Annotated in this window: 13 protein-coding genes; 7 read left to right on the forward strand and 6 right to left on the reverse strand. The window is 68.5% G+C overall.

Going from position 1 to position 15,699, the window contains the following annotated elements:
• Together arsA and arsD are read right to left on the reverse strand one after the other, a co-directional pair.
• The gene (gene arsA / locus E3T55_RS14265; RefSeq protein ID WP_277613504.1) at positions 1–1,812 is read right to left on the reverse strand and encodes an arsenical pump-driving ATPase; all 1,812 of its coding nucleotides are present in this window, start codon (positions 1,810–1,812) and stop codon (positions 1–3) included.
• A gap of 7 nt (positions 1,813–1,819) precedes the next feature.
• The gene (arsD, locus tag E3T55_RS14270) at positions 1,820–2,245 is read right to left on the reverse strand and encodes an arsenite efflux transporter metallochaperone ArsD (RefSeq protein WP_134520235.1); all 426 of its coding nucleotides are present in this window, start codon (positions 2,243–2,245) and stop codon (positions 1,820–1,822) included.
• A gap of 107 nt (positions 2,246–2,352) precedes the next feature.
• Between arsD and E3T55_RS14275 the strand changes: the two genes are divergently transcribed.
• The 6 genes from E3T55_RS14275 to E3T55_RS14300 all read left to right on the forward strand — a co-directional run bounded on the left by E3T55_RS14275 (position 2,353) and on the right by E3T55_RS14300 (position 7,940).
• Positions 2,353–2,775: an SRPBCC domain-containing protein gene (locus E3T55_RS14275; RefSeq protein WP_166791797.1), complete on the forward strand. Its 423-nt coding sequence runs from the start codon at positions 2,353–2,355 to the stop codon at positions 2,773–2,775.
• Between the two features lie 88 nt (positions 2,776–2,863).
• Entirely contained in the window at positions 2,864–3,676 is an 813-nt protein-coding gene (locus tag E3T55_RS14280; protein WP_134520237.1) for a methionine ABC transporter ATP-binding protein, read from the forward strand.
• The gene (locus tag E3T55_RS14285; protein ID WP_134520238.1) at positions 3,669–4,334 is read left to right on the forward strand and encodes a methionine ABC transporter permease; all 666 of its coding nucleotides are present in this window, start codon (positions 3,669–3,671) and stop codon (positions 4,332–4,334) included. The genes E3T55_RS14280 and E3T55_RS14285 overlap by 8 nt, the downstream gene beginning before the upstream one ends.
• Before the next feature lie 27 nt (positions 4,335–4,361).
• Positions 4,362–5,810, forward strand: a complete 1,449-nt coding sequence (locus E3T55_RS14290) for an NtaA/DmoA family FMN-dependent monooxygenase (RefSeq protein ID WP_134520239.1) — start codon at positions 4,362–4,364, stop codon at positions 5,808–5,810.
• Positions 5,807–7,021 carry an acyl-CoA dehydrogenase family protein gene (locus E3T55_RS14295; protein ID WP_134520240.1) on the forward strand — a complete coding sequence of 405 codons (1,215 nt, stop codon included), beginning with the start codon at positions 5,807–5,809 and terminating at the stop codon, positions 7,019–7,021. Before E3T55_RS14290 ends, E3T55_RS14295 begins: the two co-directional genes overlap by 4 nt.
• A 34-nt stretch (positions 7,022–7,055) precedes the next feature.
• A complete protein-coding gene (locus E3T55_RS14300) occupies positions 7,056–7,940 on the forward strand; it encodes a MetQ/NlpA family ABC transporter substrate-binding protein (protein ID WP_134520241.1) in 885 nt (294 codons plus the stop codon).
• 49 nt (positions 7,941–7,989) lie between these two features.
• Here E3T55_RS14300 and E3T55_RS14305 read toward each other — a convergent pair whose 3' ends face one another.
• The 3 genes from E3T55_RS14305 to E3T55_RS14315 all read right to left on the reverse strand — a co-directional run bounded on the left by E3T55_RS14305 (position 7,990) and on the right by E3T55_RS14315 (position 13,511).
• A complete protein-coding gene (locus E3T55_RS14305; RefSeq protein WP_241993072.1) occupies positions 7,990–10,131 on the reverse strand; it encodes a hypothetical protein in 2,142 nt (713 codons plus the stop codon).
• Positions 10,132–10,342: 211 nt separating this feature from the next.
• Positions 10,343–11,956 carry a carboxyl transferase domain-containing protein gene (locus E3T55_RS14310; RefSeq protein WP_134520242.1) on the reverse strand — a complete coding sequence of 538 codons (1,614 nt, stop codon included), beginning with the start codon at positions 11,954–11,956 and terminating at the stop codon, positions 10,343–10,345.
• A gap of 169 nt (positions 11,957–12,125) precedes the next feature.
• A complete protein-coding gene (locus E3T55_RS14315; RefSeq protein WP_134520243.1) occupies positions 12,126–13,511 on the reverse strand; it encodes an LLM class flavin-dependent oxidoreductase in 1,386 nt (461 codons plus the stop codon).
• 112 nt (positions 13,512–13,623) lie between these two features.
• Between E3T55_RS14315 and E3T55_RS14320 the strand changes: the two genes are divergently transcribed.
• Positions 13,624–14,928, forward strand: coding sequence for an ATP-binding protein (locus E3T55_RS14320; RefSeq protein ID WP_134520244.1), 1,305 nt, complete (start codon positions 13,624–13,626; stop codon positions 14,926–14,928).
• On the opposite strand, the gene E3T55_RS14325 is transcribed toward E3T55_RS14320, so the two are convergent.
• The gene (locus E3T55_RS14325; protein ID WP_134520245.1) at positions 14,925–15,647 is read right to left on the reverse strand and encodes a DedA family protein; all 723 of its coding nucleotides are present in this window, start codon (positions 15,645–15,647) and stop codon (positions 14,925–14,927) included. The two genes, E3T55_RS14320 and E3T55_RS14325, sit on opposite strands and share 4 nt — an antisense overlap.
• Between the last annotated feature and the right edge of the window lie 52 nt (positions 15,648–15,699).

The following is a 15,699-nucleotide window of genomic DNA, read 5'->3' on the forward strand; positions in this document are numbered from 1 at the left end:
TTACCCATGATTGTGTTGCGCAAGAGCCTGCAGGGCGCGGATGCCCACGGGCACCTCCCGCTGCAACGGTACGATCGCGAGGCGGGCCGCGTGCACCGCCCGAACCCGCGTAATTTCGGCGACCTCACCCCGGGCACGCTCCCGCAGCAGCAGTGCGTCAGGATTCGCCGCCGCGAGCGAGTTATTGACGATCCAGGCCCACGGCGTGATTCCGGCGCGCTGCAGCTCGGCCTGCAGACCCACGGCCTCGAGCACCGGGGTCGTCTCGGCGAGGGTGACGATGATGACCTTGGTCTGCGCGGGGTCCTGCAGTTTCATCATCGGTGTGCTCTGGTTCAGTCCCGGAGCGAGCTGGCGTTTCACCTCGCGGTCATAGCTGCCGGTGGCGTCGATCAGCAACAGGGTGTGGCCGGTCGGGGCGGTGTCCATGACCACAAAGGTGTCGCGGGCCTCGCGCGTCGCGCGGGAAAAGGCCTGAAAGACAGCGATTTCCTCGGTGCAGGGCGAGCGCAGGTCTTCACGCAGCATCGCGCGGCCGGCGTCGTCGAGGGCGGCGCCGCGGGTGCGCAGCACGCGTTCGGTGTAGCGGGCGATTTCGACGACGGGGTCGATCCGGGAGACCTTCAGGGTGGGCAGGCCCGCACCCGCTTCTTCGCCCAGCGTCTGGCTCAGGTGCGCGGCGGGATCCGTCGTCGTGAGGTGCACGGGCAGCCCCCGCTCGGCGAGGGCTACCGCGATGGCCGCGGCGAGGGTCGTTTTGCCGACGCCGCCCTTGCCCATCAGCATGATCAGGCCGTGGCCATCGGCCGCGATGTCGTCGATCAGGGCCGAGAGCGGGGCACCCGCGAGTTCGACCGGAACATCCTTCGGGCCGGTGACCGCGGTCGCAGCGCCGTCATCGTCGCCGAACAGCCCACGCAGGGCCGCAACACCGACCATGTTGCTGCTGTGCAGGGCGACCCGGTCGAGCTTCAGCGCCGCGAGGTTCGCCGGCAACGCGGCCAGGGCGCGCTCTTCGCGCGCGTGAATGGCCGCGGCGAGCGGGTCGGCGTCGACGGCCGCGGTCGGCAAAATGCCGTTCACGACGAGAAACTGGCGTCCGAGCCCAATGCCGGCGAGTTCGTCATGGGTGCGCGACGCCTCGGCGAGGGCGCTGGCCGCCGGTCGCGCGACAAGCACGAGGCGGGTGCGGGCGGGGTCGGCGAGGGCCGCGACGGCGTCCGCGTAGATGCCGCGTTGCTTGTCGAGGCCCGAGAGCGGCCCGAGGCAGGAGGCGTCCCCGGTTCCCTCGGTCAGAAAGTCGGTCCACGATCCCGGCAGTTGCAGCAGGCGGATCGTGTGCCCGGTCGGTGCCGTGTCGAAAATGATGTGGTCGTAGGCCGCGGTCCAGGCGGCATCGGTGAGCAGGTCGGTGAACTCGTTGAACGAGGCAATCTCGGTCGTGCAGGCCCCCGAGAGCTGTTCCTCGATCGCGGCGACCTCGATCGCGGGCAGCAGGCCACGCACCGGACCGACGATGCGCTCCCGGTAGGCGCGCGCGGCCTCGGCCGGATCGATGTCGAGCGCCGACAGCCCGGGCACCGCGGCAATCGGCGTGACGTGCGCGCCAACGGTCACCCCGAAGACCTGGCCCACGTTCGAGGCGGGGTCGGTACTGACGAGCAAGACGGATGCCCCGCCAGCGGCCAGTCGCACGGCCGTCGCACACGCGATCGACGTCTTACCCACGCCGCCCTTGCCCGTGAAGAAGAGAAACCGCGGCGGATCCCGCAGAAAAGCGGGTGTCGTGCTCACACTCATGGTGGCCGTCATGGTGGGCTCAGCAGCATCCGCTGCCCACGGCGCAACTGGTGCCGTCGGCGTCGGGGGCCATCATCAGCAGGCGCGGGGAGGCATCGGGCTGCAGAGCGGCGTTCTTAGAGGCGGCATCCTGCCCGCCCGCGGCGATGCCGGCCCACTTCGCGAGCTCGGCCCGCGACGGGTAGCGCCCGGTGAGGGCGGTCATGCCGTCGACGAGGGTGAGCGGCAGGCCGTCCTGACCGACGGTGTGCACGAAGGCGCGCACGAGTTCGTTGTCGACGAAGGCGAGCGGTTCCTGGGCGAGGTTGAAGCGCGTGACGGGTGCGCCCTGGGCGCGCAGCCAGTCGAGGTCGGCCGATACGGTCACGAGGCTCTGGTCGACGTCAACCCCACAGATGCCGGTGCCGCAGCACAGACCCGGTTCAAAAATCTCGATCTGCGCCATGGCTGCCCCTGTCTTCGTTCCCGTTGAAGTCTGTGCCCCCACTATATCGACAAACATCGATAAAGCCTGTGGGTCCACCGGACTCGACGCGGGCTAATATGACTCCCATGAAGCGCTTTGCAGCCGACATTCAGATTGATGCCGAACCCGACGCCGTGTGGGAGGTCATCACCGACGCCGGCCGCTACACCGAGTGGGATTCCGGAGTCACCCGCGTCGACGGCGAGATCCGCGACGGCGAGAAGATCGTCGTACGCGCCGAAGTCGGCGGCGACCGGGCCTTTCCCGTCAGGGTCGAGCAGGCGCCCACGCACCGGTCGATGACCTGGACCGGCGGCATGCCGTTCGGCCTGTTTCGCGGCGTGCGCACCTTCACGCTCACCGGGCAGGGCGGCGGCACCCACCTCGACCTGCACGAGGAGTTCACCGGCCCCCTGCTCGGGCTGATCGGCCGCTCGATGCCCGACCTCGGACCCTCGTTCACGCGGTACGTGCGCGGGGTCAAGGCCGAGGCCGAGCGCCGCCCCTGACTGCGCCGCTCGATCCGTCCCGGCGCAGATTACGCTTCGCGTCACGCTGGCGAGCGGCGGTGCCGCTGCCTTCACTAGCGTGACGTGCATGATTGACATCCAGAACGTGTCGAGCGTCTTCGACACTCCAGACGGCCAGCTCACCGCCGTCGACGACGTCTCCCTGCACGTGCCTGAGGGCTCCATCCAGGGCATCATCGGCTTCTCCGGGGCGGGCAAGTCGACACTGCTGCGCACCATGAATCTGCTCGAGCGACCACGCAGCGGCCGGGTGATCATCGACGGGACCGACCTGCTCGGCCTCGACGTGCACCAGTTGCGCACCGCGCGCCACGGCATCGGCATGGTCTTTCAGCACTTCAACCTGCTGAACAACCTGACCGTGCAGAAGAACGTCGAGCTGTCGCTCAAGTTCGCCGGCGTCGGCCGCACCGAGCGGCGCCGGGCCGCCGCCGAGGCCCTCGACATCGTCGACCTCGCCGACAAGGCCGGCTCGTATCCCGCACAACTGTCCGGTGGCCAGAAGCAGCGCGTCGGAATCGCCCGCGCCCTGGCCACCCAGCCCCGCGTGCTGCTCTGCGACGAGCCAACGAGCGCCGTCGACCCGCGCACCACGGCCTCGGTCCTGCAGTACCTGAGCGACGTGAACGCCCGCCTCGGCATCACCCTCGTGATCGTGACGCACGAGATGAACGTGATCAAGGCCATCGCCGACAATGTCGCCGTGATGGAAGACGGCCGGGTCGTCGAACGCTTCGACCTCACCGCTCTGCAGAACCCCGGTTTCGTGCCCGCCACGCCGATCGGCCGTTACCTGATCACCGACGACATCGAGCTTGATCGCCGGCCCCGAGCGAATACCGTAGCCCCAGCGGATGCCGCGAGGTACAGCCGTGTTTGACCGCCTGATCGAACTGTGGCCCGAGATCGTGCTGGCCCTGGCGCAGACCGGCACCATGCTCATCGTCTCGATTCCGCTGGCCATTCTGCTCGGTACCCCCCTCGGCATCCTCTTGTACGGAATCGGGCCGACCGGGCTGCACCATCGGCCCCGGCTGCACCGCGTGCTCGACGGCACGGTCAACGTGATCCGGTCGTTCCCGTTTCTGATCCTGCTGATCGCGATCATCCCGATCACCCGGTTCATCGTGGGCTCGTCAATCGGTACGGCGGCGGTCATCGTGCCGCTGACCATCAACGCGATCCCCTACTTCGCTCGCTTCGTGGAGCAGAACCTGAGCCAGCTCGACGGCGGCGTGGTCGAGGCGGCCCGGTCGATGGGCGCCAGTCGCGGCCAGATCATCCGCGACGTTCTGCTCGTCGAGGCCCGCCCGGCTCTCGTCACGTCGATCACGATTATGACCGTGAGCTTCATCTCCTATTCGGCCATGGCCGGACTCGTCGGCGGCGGCGGCATCGGCGACTTCGCCATTCGCTACGGCTACTACCGCTACGAGACCGACATCATGATCGCCGCGATCGTACTGCTCGTCGTGATCGTGCAGATCGTGCAGGTCAGCGGCAGCCGACTGTCCCGCAGCCTCGACAAACGCCTCTAGTCCACCGCTCCAACCCCGTAGGGAATCATGTCTGACACCGTTCGCCCCTCCACCCGCACCTCCACTCGATTCCCGGGCGGCCCCCGCCCGCGCCTGCTGCTCAGCGCCTTCGTCATGAACACCACGAGCCACATTCTCGGCGGCCAGTGGCGCCACCCCGACGCGCAGCAGCACCGGTTCAACGAGCTGTCGCTCTGGGTCGACCTGGCCAAACAACTCGAAGCCGCCAAGTTCGACGCGATCTTTCTCGCCGACGTCGTCGGACTCTACGGCGACCACGAGGGCGGCTGGGCCTCGCACATCAAGCGCGGCCTGCAGGTTCCCTCGAACGATCCGCTGATGCTGCTCGCGGCCCTCGCCACGGCGACGAGTGACATCGGGCTCGCGGCGACCTCCTCGGTCGTGCAGTCGCATCCGTTCCAGTTCGCCCGTCAGATCTCCACCCTCGACCACCTCAGCGGCGGGCGCGCGGCGTGGAACATCGTCACGAGCGCCCTCGAGAACTCGCACCGCAACTTCGGGTCAGACGGCCTCGCGGGCCATTCCGACCGCTATGACTGGGCCGACGAGTACGTCGACGCCGTCTACAAGCTTTGGGAAGGCTCGTGGGACGAGGGCGCGCTCGTTCAGGACAAGGCCACCGGCCTGCACGCCGACCCGGCCAAGGTGCACAAGATCAACCACCGGGGTGAGCGCTATTCGATCGAGGGCCCGCACCTCGTGTCGCCCTCACCGCAGCGCACCCCGCTGCTGTTTCAGGCCGGCAGCTCCGGTCGCGGCCAACAGTTCTCCTCCGCGAACGCCGAGGCCACCTTTCTGTTCGCGCCGAACACCGCCTACGCGGCGAAGGTGTCGGCGGCGGTGCGCGCGCAGGCCGTCGCGGCCGGTCGGCAGGCGAACGACGTGAAGCTCTTCACCGGGCTGAGCTTCGTGGTCGGCAGCACCGAGGCCGAGGTGGCGGCGAAGAAGGCCGACCTCGAGCAGTACCTCGACCTCGACTCCCTCATCGCGCACATCGGCGGCGGGCTCGGCATCGACCTCGGCGGGCTGCCGCTCGACACCCCGCTCGGCGACGTGCAGACCGAGGGCGGCCAGGGCCTGCTGCAAGCCATCCTCGACTCGACCCCCGGCGGCAACCCGACCCTGGCCGATGTGGCGCAGTACCGGGCGAGCGCGCAGCAGATCGTGGGCACCCCTGAGCAGATCGTCGACGCCCTCGAACTCTGGCAAGACGCCGGAATCGACGGCATCAACATCATCAACCAGACCATTCCGGGCTCCTACACCGACTTCATCGACGGTGTGCTGCCCGAACTGCGCCGCCGGGGCCTCGCCCAGACCGAGTACACGCCCGGAACCCTGCGGCAGAAGATGTTCGGCGCCGGCCCGCACCTGCCCGCGAGCCACCCCGCCGCCGCCTACCGCGGGGCGTTCGTCGACGCCGACGCATCCGCCGACGCCGTGGCAAGCCGATGACCGCGAGCATTCTGCGCCGTTACGGCGCCACGCCGACGCCCGCGCAGACCGCCCTGTTCGACCGAGCGGATGCCGTAGCCCAGGTTCTGGCCGTCGACGTGCGCGAGCGCGACGCGGCCAACAATCCACCGTTCGCGGAGCTCGAGGTGCTGCGGGAGGCGGGCCTGCTGCCGCTGACGGTTCCGACGCGGTTCGGCGGCGCCGGCATCGACTGGAGCACCGCGTTCGAGGTCGTGCAGCGCATCGCCCGAGCCGACAATTCGATCGGCCAGCTGCTGGGCTACCACTACATCTTCCAGGCCTTCGCCTACATCGACCTCGACGACGACCGCGCCCAGCTGCTCGCGACCGACACCCTCGCAAACCAGTGGCTGTTCAGCTCGACCGGCACGCCGCAGGGACCACAGGCCCAGGCCGTGCGCGTCGACGGCGGCTACCGGGTGACCGGGCGCAAGCCGTTCGCGACCGGCAGCCGGGTCGCCGACCGCATCTACGGCCGGGCCGTGCTGGGCGACGGATCGCGCCTCGCGGTGCTGATCGACACCGAGTGGGAGGGCGTGGTGCGCCACGACGACTGGGACGTGCTCGGTTCCCGTCTCACGGCAACGAACACGATCGAGTTTCGAGACGTATTCGTTCCGGATTCCGCGGTGATCGTCAATCTCGGTGCCGACGACTCGGAGCGCGACCCGCACCAGGTGCTCACCACCCCTGGGTTTCAGCTGCTGTTCAGCCACTGCTACCTCGCCGCGGCCGAGGGTGCGGTGGCGGCCGCCCGCGACTACACCCGCGCCGAGGCTCGGCCGTGGTTTCACTCCGAGCTCGACTCCGCGACCGAGGACCCGTTCATCGTCAACCACTACGGCAGCTTCGTGGCCCGCCTGCAGGCGCTGTCGGCGGTCGTCGAGCAGGCCACCACGGCGCTGCAGTGGGCCTGGGACCGGGGAACCGCACTCGACGCCGCCGAGCGCGGCGGGGTCGCCGAGCAGATCGTGGCGGCGAAGATCACCGCCCACCACACCGCCCTCGAGGTGACGGCGACGATCTACGACGTGATCGGCGCCCGGGCCGCCGGCACCAAGTACGGCTTCGACCGGTACTGGCGTGACGTGCGCACCCATACCCTGCACGATCCGGTCGCGTGGAAGATCAACGAACTCGGCCGCTTCTACCTCAACGACGACGCCCCGGTGCCGTCCGCCTACCGCTAGCCCCTCCTCTCGTACACCCTTCCCCAGGAGAACCATGTCCCGCAACAGAATTCTGACCCGCACCCTCGCCGGCCTCGCCGTGTTGGCCGTGACGACGCTGACCGGCTGCGGCCTCGCCGGCGGCGGATCCGCTGACGACAACGCCGACGACAAGAGCATCAAGCTCATCGTGACCGAGTCGGCGCCGTACCAGGAGCCCACCAAGATCGCCCAGGGGCTGCTCGAGGCCGACGGCTGGGACGTGAGCGTGACCTATGTCACCGACATCGTGCAGCCCAACCTCGCCGTGGCCGAGGGTGAGTACGACGCCAACTTCTTCCAGCACGGCGCCTACCTGCAACAGTTCAACACCGACAAGAACCTCGACCTGGTCGGACTGTTCTACGAATACGGCTCCCCGGGCGGCATCTATTCGACCGAGTACGGCTCGCTCGAGGAGCTGCCCGACGGCGCGGAGATCGCCCTGCCGGTCGACCCGGCCAATAATGGTCGGGCCCTGTTTCTGCTGCGCGACGCCGGGCTGATCGAGCTCGAAGACGGCGTCGATGTGATTCACGCCTCGCAGGCCAGCATCACGAAGAACCCGCACGACTTCCAGTTCGTCGAGGTCGACCAGCAGTCGCTCAAGCAGACCCTACCCGACGTCGACGCGGCGTTCCTGTTCGTACGGCTCGCCGCCGAATCGGGCCTGACCGACGAGAACATCCTCGCCTTTGAAGAGGACGCCGACCAGATTCCGTTCCGCTGCGTCGTCGCCGCCAACCCCGAACTCGTCGGCACCGAGAAGGGCCTCGCCCTGCAGGCCGCGTACCAGTCACCCGAGGTCGCCCAGTGGTATGCCGGCTACATCGGCGGCATCCTGCCGCTGCCGTGGGACGAGAACCCGACCGAGCAGCTGCCGCTCTGGCTGAATTCCTGACCACGTTCCGGGCGCAGGTGCGAGAGCACCTGCGCCCGTGGTCGACCGATCAGCGACGGGTGAGCGTCACGAGCGTGAAGCCGCCCGGGGCGATCGTGACCCGGCCGGCCCGGTCGTGTCCCTTCTGGCCGGCACGCTCGGCCACGGCCTGCCCGGTCGCGTCATATCCGCGCTGGGTCAGCACGAAGCCGTTCGGCACCGCGACCTGTTGCGTGCGCGTCTCCGTCGTCGCGCTCACGTAGAGCGTCGAGTCACCGCCGGCACCCGACACGGCGACGGTCGAGATCTGCGGCTGCAGCAGCAGCGCATCAATCGCCGCCGCTCCCGTCGTCGTTCCCGTCACGTTCGTCGCTCCGCCGGGCAACGCCCGGTCGAGGCTCAGCGGGGAGAGCTTGCCGGGGGCATCCGTGATGCCCTGGCCGCCCGCATCACCGTTCAGGGTATCGCCGAGCGTCGTGCGGCCCGTGGTCCAGGTGGTGCTGCCGGAAGCGGCCTCGGTCTGGTTCACGATCGGGTACACGTTGCGGTCCTGATCGCTCGCCGGCACGGTGAGGGAGAGGGTGTCGCCGGCGTTCAGCGCCGCGTAGGCACCGCCGGACCAGTTGGCCTCACCGGTCCATGCCGATTCGGGAATGTTATTCATTCCCGTACCGGAAATTATCCCGGCCTCGGCCTCGACGACGCTGAGCCCGCTCGTTGACACCGTCGTGTCGATGCCGAGGGCCGCGGCCTTCAGCGTCGGGTTGGCATCGAGGGTCAGCATCGAGAACAGTGCGTGAATCGTCGATTCCGCGCCGGAGTTCGGGTTGACCCGGCCATCGCGCTCGATGCCGTCGACGGCGGTTCCGGTCGCCGGGTTGTAGGCCGGCTCTCCGCTGCGGTTGGCGCCGAAGTACCAGCCGGCCGTGATCGCGGCGAGGTCGAGCAGGCCCGGCGCCTTCGCGGCCTCCGCGGTCTGCACGAGGCTCTGCAGGCGTGAGTCAACGCCATAGGCGATCTGCGCCTCGCCCGGGGTGGGCGACCACGCATTGTCGGGCCCGCCGGCGGCGAGCAGCTGCGGCGTGAAGGTGGCCGAATCGGTCACCGCGGCCGCGAGCAGGTCGGCCCGGTCGAGGGCGACGGATGCGTCGGCCACCGCCGCCGGGGCGAGGCCGCCCCAGGCATGCCACAGGCTCTGCGACTTGTTCCACGGCATGATCGCGCCGAACGGCCACTCGCTCGCCGAACCGCTCGACATGGCCGCGACACCCTCGGCGAGCTGGGTCAGCGCGGTCCGGGCGAGTTCATCGCCCGGTTCGACGGCCGTGTAGGCGGAGAGACCGAGAACGGCCTCGGCGGAGGCATCCGCTCCCCCGGCGATCAGCCAGGCCGGCACCTGAGTGCCGTCGGCCACGTCGTACTCGCCGTATTGTGCCAGCGACTGCTCGTTCAGCGAGTCGAGCGAGAGGTGCAGGCGGTCCTGCAGAAACGCGGCGAACTCCGGATCATCGTGCTGGAAGGCGGCGTAGCCCTCGCCCAGCGCCCAGACCGTGCGGGCGACCCAGTAGGACTCGGCCGAGTCGCTCGGATCCGGAAGTTCGATTGGTTTCGCGCTCGGCGTCAGGGTGCCGTCGGCCTGCTGCCAGAGCACCACGTTGCCGGCGTTCGGGCCGCTGTCGGTCTGCAGATAGGTCAGCGACCGCAGGGTCTGGAAGGCGTTCTCGCGGCTGGTCTGGTCGCCGGTCTGCTGCCAGTGACGCAGGTAGACGACGGCGGTGCGGGCGATGTCGTCGGCGTTGTAGGCGCCCTGGGTCCAGTATCCGGTGGCCGGGTCAAGGACGCCGCCGCCGACGCGGGTGTAGACGCCGTCGGTGTTGTCGGCGTAGGTCCACGGCGCGAGAACGTCGGGGTGTTCGGCGAGCCGATAGGTGGTGTGGCCGGGCACCTCCGTCAGCGGCACGGTGTCGAGCAGAAAGTTGAGGTGTGCCAGGTTGGTCAGCGGTGCGTCGGCATCGGGCGCGCCGGCGGCGACGGATGCCCCGCCGTGCGGCCCGGGCGCCGCCTGCGCCGACAGCCCCCCGGTTGCGGCGAGCATCAGGGCGAGCGCCCCGGCGAGGGCAAGCGGCGCCCGCCGCCTCCCGGGGCGCGGCGTTGAGCCTGGCGTTTCATCATGTGGTGAGTGTGCGGGTGAACGTACGGCAGTGTGCGTCATCAAAATCTCCTGGGTCAGTGTGCACGTCGGTGTGCACGCCGGCTCGTCCCCCGTCTGAACCGGTTCAGCCCTCTCAACTAAACCGGTTCAGATGTCATAAGTCAAGGATGCGCGCAGAGAGTGGGCGCTGAGATACGGACTTCGCACCCTCGCTGCGAGATTGAGGGTGCGAAGTGCGCGACTCACCCGCACCCGGCAGGCCACAGACGGCTCAGGTGCGCCCCAGCCGGCGGTACTTCTGCACGCGCGCCACAAGCAGCTCGTCGAGAGGTACCACGCGCAGCCGGGAGAGCTCGAACTCGATGGCCCGGGACATCCGTTCGCAAAACGCGCGGGGCTCGAGGGCGGCATCTGGCCGTTCGTCGACCACATGCTCGACGAGGCCGGCGGCCCAGAGCGCCGCCCCGTGCACGCCCTGGGCAGCGCTCATCTGCGGCGCGAAGTCCACGCTGCGGTGCACGATCGCACTCGCACCCTCGGGAGGAAGCGGCGACAGCCAGGCGTGCTGCGCGGCGATGGTGCGGTCGGCGGGCAGCAGGGCGAGCGCCCCGCCGCCGGCCCCCTGACCGAGCAGCACCGACACGCTCGGGGCCCGCAACCCGATCAGGTCGTGCAGTGAACGGGCGATCTCCCCGGCCAGGCCACCCTCTTCGGCCTCCTGCGACAGAGCGGCCCCGGAGGTGTCGATCACCGTCAACAGCGGCAGGTGCAGCTCTTCGGCCAGCCGCATACCGCGCCGGGCCTCACGCAGGCTCGCCGGACCCATCGCGTTGTCCTGCGAGGGTCGGCGCCGATTGTGCCCGAGTACCACACACGACTGGCTGCCGAACCGGGCCAGGGCGAGCAACAGCCCCGGATCCTTCTCGCCCTGCCCGGTGCCGTTCAACGGCAGCGCGTCGATCGCACCGAACGCGAGCAGCTGACGCAGGTCGGGTCGCCTCGGATTGCGGGAGATCAGCACCGAGTCCCAGGCCGCTACCGTCGCCGGACGCACCGCGAGCGTTGCCGGCGGCGGCACCGGGGCAGCGGATGCCGGCACCAGAATTCCGAGCGCCCGGTCGAGAATTTCAGGTAGCTGGGCGGGCGCCACGACCGCGTCGATCAGGCCCTTGTCGAACAGATTCTCGGCGACCTGCACCCCCTTCGGGAACGGCCGACCGTACAGCGCCTCGAAGACTCGCGGGCCGAGAAAGCCGAGCAGTGCGCCCGGCTCGGCAACGGTCATGTGTCCGAGCGAACCCCAGGAGGCCATCACCCCGCCGGTCGTCGGATGCCGCAGGTACACGAGGTAGGGCAGCCCGGCCTGGCGATGCGCGCGCACCGCCGCGGTGATGCGCACCATCGACAGAAACGCGAGGGTGCCCTCCTGCATGCGGGTTCCGCCCGAGGCCGGTCCGGCCAGCAGCGGCAGGCCCTCCCGCGTCGCGCGTTCGATCGCGGCCACAATGCGATCCGCGGCGGCCTGCCCGATCGAGCCGGCGAGAAAGGCGAACTCGCTCACGATCACTCCCACACGGCGACCCCGGATGCGGCCTTCGCCGGTGACGACGGCTTCGTCGCGTCCGCTGCGGGCTCGCGCTTTGACGAGGTCGGCTCGGTAGCCGGCGTCGATCGTGGAATCCCCCGCTGGGTCGGGTACCGGTTCGTCCCAGCTCACAAACGACTCGGGGTCAACGACCACGTCGATCAGTTCGGCGGCACTGAGATGGTCGGCGGCACTGAGGTGTTCGGCGGCACTGAGATGTTCGGCGGCACTGCGGTGTTCGGAAACACTGAGGTGGTGGGGCGCTGGCTGCTGCGGGGAGGGGGTGGGTGTCGAGGCCATGCCCCGAGCCTCCCACACCCCGAGCTCCCACACCCCGCCGACCCATCACCCGGCGTCCGACCCATCACCCGGCGTCCGACCCAGTTACGCGGGTAGTGCGCCGCTGCGCGGGTGGCGCACTACCCGCGCAGCGGCGCAGCACCCGCGCATCTCCGAAACGCCCGGCCGGCTACCCGGCGAGCACACCCGCCCCGACCCGATACCCGGCGCCGCGGTGTTCCTCCGGCAGGCGGTCGCCACGCCCGTGCAGCTTCTGCCGCAGGGTTCCGTCGGCATATTCCGTGGGGTACACGCCGCGCTTCTGCAGCTCAGGCACCACCCAGGTCACGACGTCTTCGAAGCTGCCGGGAGTGATCGCATAGGCCAGGTTGAAGCCGTCGACATCCGTCTCGGCAACCCAGTCCTCGAGCTGGTCGGCGATCTGCACTCCCGAGCCCACGATGAACGGGCCGAGGCCGCCGATCGCGCCGGCCCGGGCAATGTCGCCCACGGTCCACTCGCCACCGTCGGGACGGGCGGCCTGAAAGTTCGCCACGGTCGACTGGATCGCGTTGCTCTTGACGTTGCCGATCGGCTCGTCGAGGTCATACGTCGACAGGTCCACGCCCATCCAGCCCGACATGAAGACGAGGGCGCCCTCCTCGCTCGCGTAGCTCAGGTAGTCGCGGTACTTCGCCTCGGCCTGGTCCGGGGTCTCATCGGTGATGATCGTCAGCAGCGTGTAGATCTTCGCCGAGTACCGGTCGCGACCCTCGGCCTCGAGGGCATCCCGAATCTTGCTGACGGTGGCCTTCAGGCCGGGCTTGGTCGAGGCGGCCACAAAGATCGCCTCGGCATTCCCGGCGGCGAAGGCGATTCCCCGAGCGGATGCCCCGGCCTGATAGATCACGGGCGACCGCTGCGGACTGGGCTCGGACAGGTGAATTCCCGGCACCGTGAAGTGCTTACCGGAGTGATTGATCGAGTGCACCTTGGCGGGGTCGGTGAACACACCGGTTTCCCGGTCTCGCACGACCGCGTCGTCTTCCCAGGAGCCCTCCCACAGCTTGTAGAGCACCTCGAGGTACTCATCGGCGTGGTCGTAGCGGTCGTCGTGTGCGAGCTGGTCTTCGTTGCCCATGTTGCGGGCGGCCGACGGCAGATAGCCGGTGACGACGTTCCAGCCGACGCGACCCTTGGTCAGGTGGTCGAGGGTGGACATCCGTCTCGCGAAGGGATACGGGTGTTCGTACGCCGTTCCGGCGGTGACGCCGAAGCCGAGGTGCTCGGTGACGTAGGCCATCGCCGGAATAACGAGCAGCGGGTCCGCCACCGGAATCTGCGCTCCGTTCCGAATAGCGGCCTCGTTGGTGCCGCCGTACACGTCGTAGGTGCCGAGAACGTCGGCGAGAAAGATGCCGTCGAAACGACCGCGCTCAAGCGTCTTGGCAAGCTCGGTCCAGTACTCGAGGTCGGTGTAGTTCTGCGACCGGTCGTCGGGGTGCCGCCACAGCCCGGAGGACTGGTGCGCGACACAGTTCATGTCAAAGGCATTGAAGCGAATCTGTCGAGGCATGGCGCCATCCTGACGAAAGCCGCCCGAGATCGCACCCCCGGCCGCAACACCACGTCACACTCTGCGTATTTGCTGCGTGCTCTAGGTTGGAGACAGAACCAAGGGAGCTTTCATGACCGGCTGGCGTTTGCGTGATTTCCACTCCGATGACCTCGACGGCGTGCTGCGCCTCTGGGAAGAGATCAAGGCCGCCAAGACCGAGCCGGTCTACGGTCTGCCCGAGGTGCTCGCCTCCTGCCAGAAAGACCACGCCGTCGTGGCGATGCACGGCGAGGAACTCGTCGGCGTCGCCGTCGGCCGTGCCGCCCACGCCCAGGGCTGGATCGTCTTTCTCGCGACGGCCCAGAAGTGGCAGAGCCAGGGCATCGGCTCGGCGATGCTTGCCGCGCTCGAGAACCGGATGGCGCCCTACGGCCTCACGAAGCTGTCCGCGCTGATGCCCGAATCGGCCAGCAGGGTCGACGCGTTCCTCAACCGCGGCTTCGAGGTGAAGAAGAACCTGCGCTACTTCGAACGGCACATTCCGGTACAGCGCGAGGAGCTCAAGGCCCTCTCCGAGCTGGGCGGGCGGGTGCTCTCCCGCGACCTGTGGACCGCGGTCGGCGGCATGAAGCGTGAGAAGGAGTTGCTCGAACGACGCCTCGTGATGCCGCTGGCCAACCCCGACAAGGCCGAGGAGTTCGGCGTCGTGCCGCCGAAGGCCGTTGTGCTGTTCGGCCCTCCCGGAACCGGCAAGACGACCTTCGCGAAGGCGATCGCTTCGCGGCTGGAGTGGCCGTTCGTCGAGGTCTTCCCGTCGCGGCTCGCCGCCGATCCCCAAGGCCTGGCCGGCGCGCTGCGCGAGACGTTCATCAAGATTTCCGAGCTCGAACACGCGGTCGTGTTCATCGACGAGGTCGAAGAAATCGCCGCGCAGCGCGGCGGTGAGCCGCCGTCGGCCCTGCAGGGCGTGACCAACGAGCTTCTGAAGATCATTCCCGCGTTCCGCGAGCAGCCGGGCCGGCTGCTGGTCTGCGCGACGAACTTCGTGCGCGCCCTCGACTCCGCATTTCTCCGGCACGGCCGCTTCGACTACGTCATTCCGATCGGCCTGCCCGACCAGGCCGCGCGGCGGGCGATCTGGGAGCGCTACATACCGGAGGCCGTCACGGGCGTGGTCGACCTCGAACAGCTCGTCACGGCGAGCGACGGCTTCTCACCCGCCGACATTGAGTATGCCGCCCGCCGGGCGTCCCAAGAGGCGCTCGAACGCGCGCTCTTCGGCGGCGGTGAAACGGATGCTGCGGGTAAGGCCGAGGCCACCACCGGCCCGAGCACCGCCGACTATACGAGCGCGATTCTCGCCACCCGAACGACGGTCTCGCCGCAGGTCGCCGCCGAGTTTCTCGAAGACATCGACACCCTCGCCCGGCTCTAGTCGCGAACGGCGGGCTCGCGCGGTTCGACGGTCTCGACGAGCTCCGCGGGCAGCGTCGGGCTGACGGATGCCGCGGCACGGCGTTCCTTACGGGTCGCGTTGGCCGCCTTGTACAGCTCGGACAAAATAGGCAGGCCCGAGAGCAGAACGATGCCGATGATGAAGTACTCGGAGTACTTCTCGACGAACTCGATCTGGCCCAGGAGGTAACCGACCAGGGTCAGGCCCACTCCCCAGGCGAACGCACCGATCATGTTGAAGGTCACGAAGGTGCGGTACTTCATGTGGCCGACGCCCGCAGCGACGGGCACAAACGCACGAAAGACCGGCAGGAAGCGGGCGATAATGATCGCCTTTCCGCCGTGCTTAGCGAAGAAGGCGTTGGTGCGTTCCACGTTCTTCGGGTTGAAGAAACGGTTCTTCTCGCGGGAGAACACCGCAGGCCCGGCCTTGCGGCCGATGACATAGGCCAGCTGGTCGCCCGAGAACGCAGCGATGAAGATCACGAGGCAGGTGACCCAGATCGGAAACGGTACGTCGCCGGTCGCGGTCAGCAGCCCGACAGTGAAAAGCAGGGAATCGCCCGGCAGGAACGAGAGCACGAGAAAACCGGTTTCGATGAATACGACGGCGGCGACGCCGAGCAGAACGAAGGACCCGAACCATCCGATCAGCCATTCCGAGTCGAGAAAGTCGATTCCAAAGAGCATGGGCTGCATGAAGGTTCCTGACTGTCGGGGGTAGACCCTGAGTAGGGTAGCGCACCCACGG

Source organism: Cryobacterium frigoriphilum (assembly GCF_004403305.1).
GTDB classification, from domain to species: Bacteria; Actinomycetota; Actinomycetes; order Actinomycetales; family Microbacteriaceae; genus Cryobacterium; species Cryobacterium frigoriphilum.

What these genes read in the sequence shown, in the direction of transcription:
- E3T55_RS14295 (WP_134520240.1), top strand. Translation starts at nt 5,807, where the DNA reads ATGACCGCGAGCATTCTGCGCCGTTACGGCGCCACGCCGACGCCCGCG.
- E3T55_RS14325 (WP_134520245.1), bottom strand. Translation starts at nt 15,647, where the DNA reads ATGCAGCCCATGCTCTTTGGAATCGACTTTCTCGACTCGGAATGGCTG.
- E3T55_RS14310 (WP_134520242.1), bottom strand. Translation starts at nt 11,956, where the DNA reads ATGGCCTCGACACCCACCCCCTCCCCGCAGCAGCCAGCGCCCCACCAC.
- E3T55_RS14305 (WP_241993072.1), bottom strand. Translation starts at nt 10,131, where the DNA reads ATGACGCACACTGCCGTACGTTCACCCGCACACTCACCACATGATGAA.
- E3T55_RS14290 (WP_134520239.1), top strand. Translation starts at nt 4,362, where the DNA reads ATGTCTGACACCGTTCGCCCCTCCACCCGCACCTCCACTCGATTCCCG.
- arsA (WP_277613504.1), bottom strand. Translation starts at nt 1,812, where the DNA reads ATGACGGCCACCATGAGTGTGAGCACGACACCCGCTTTTCTGCGGGAT.
- E3T55_RS14275 (WP_166791797.1), top strand. Translation starts at nt 2,353, where the DNA reads ATGAAGCGCTTTGCAGCCGACATTCAGATTGATGCCGAACCCGACGCC.
- E3T55_RS14320 (WP_134520244.1), top strand. Translation starts at nt 13,624, where the DNA reads ATGACCGGCTGGCGTTTGCGTGATTTCCACTCCGATGACCTCGACGGC.
- E3T55_RS14280 (WP_134520237.1), top strand. Translation starts at nt 2,864, where the DNA reads ATGATTGACATCCAGAACGTGTCGAGCGTCTTCGACACTCCAGACGGC.
- E3T55_RS14300 (WP_134520241.1), top strand. Translation starts at nt 7,056, where the DNA reads ATGTCCCGCAACAGAATTCTGACCCGCACCCTCGCCGGCCTCGCCGTG.
- E3T55_RS14315 (WP_134520243.1), bottom strand. Translation starts at nt 13,511, where the DNA reads ATGCCTCGACAGATTCGCTTCAATGCCTTTGACATGAACTGTGTCGCG.
- arsD (WP_134520235.1), bottom strand. Translation starts at nt 2,245, where the DNA reads ATGGCGCAGATCGAGATTTTTGAACCGGGTCTGTGCTGCGGCACCGGC.